The sequence below is a fragment of the Notoacmeibacter sp. MSK16QG-6 genome (assembly GCF_024158145.1).
Lineage (GTDB): Bacteria > Pseudomonadota > Alphaproteobacteria > Rhizobiales > Rhizobiaceae > Notoacmeibacter.
The window spans coordinates 1-749 of the sequence record NZ_JAMYXM010000014.1 but is presented as its reverse complement, the minus strand read 5'-3'; the positions used below and the strand labels follow the sequence as shown (position 1 = coordinate 749).

Sequence of the window (749 nt, the reverse complement as noted above, 5' to 3'; positions counted from 1 at the left end):
GGCCAATAGTGGCCGAAGGAGTATGGACATGGGTACAGCACAGTATGATCCTGCAGCGCTCGGCAGGCCCGCATGGAACGCCGGTCGAATGGTTGGCGTGAAGAAACCTCTGAAACAGCGCCAGATCTGGGCGATCCGCTTCTTTCTCGATCGCGAAGGGCGAATGCGAGACCGGGCGCTGTTCGATCTCGCCATCGACAGCAAACTTCGGGGTTGCGATCTCGTCAAGATCAAGATCGGGACGCTTGTTTCAGGGCAGTCGATCCGGACCCGCGCCATGGCGGTCCAGCAGAAAACCGGCCGCCCGGTTCAGTTCGAGATCACGGCAGATGTGAGAGCGAGCTTGCTCGCATGGCTGGAGCGAAGGGGCGGAACGATTGAGGATTACGCGTTCCCCAGCCGCGTTGATCGCGCCGGTCATTTAAGCACCCGGCAATATGCACGACTGGTTGATGAATGGGTGACCGCGATAGGTTTGCGGCGGGAAGACTATGGCACCCACTCGCTACGTCGCACCAAGGCGGCGATGATCTACAAGGCGACAGGCAATCTGCGTGCGGTCCAGATTCTTCTCGGCCACAGCAAGATCGAAAACACGGTCCGATATCTCGGCGTCGACATCGAGGATGCCCTCGAATTGGCTGAGCACACCGAAATCTAGCCCTGTGCGGTTCCGTTAAGGCGGAGCCGCACTTTATCCAACTGCTGCTGTGTTTCGCGTTGAGGCAGTGCAGCTTCGCGCCCGCATT

The 749-nt window shown here is 59.1% G+C and carries 1 protein-coding gene; it reads left to right on the top strand.

Annotation, left to right across the window (positions count from 1 at the left end; translation table 11 throughout):
• Window positions 1-28: 28 nt before the first annotated feature.
• Window positions 29-661, top strand: a complete 633-nt coding sequence (locus tag NIM86_RS17150; RefSeq protein ID WP_253383923.1) for a tyrosine-type recombinase/integrase — start codon at window positions 29-31, stop codon at window positions 659-661.
• Window positions 662-749: the final 88 nt, after the last annotated feature.

Coding starts and splice junctions, on each gene's coding strand:
- NIM86_RS17150 (WP_253383923.1), top strand. CDS start 29: ATGGGTACAGCACAGTATGATCCTGCAGCGCTCGGCAGGCCCGCATGG.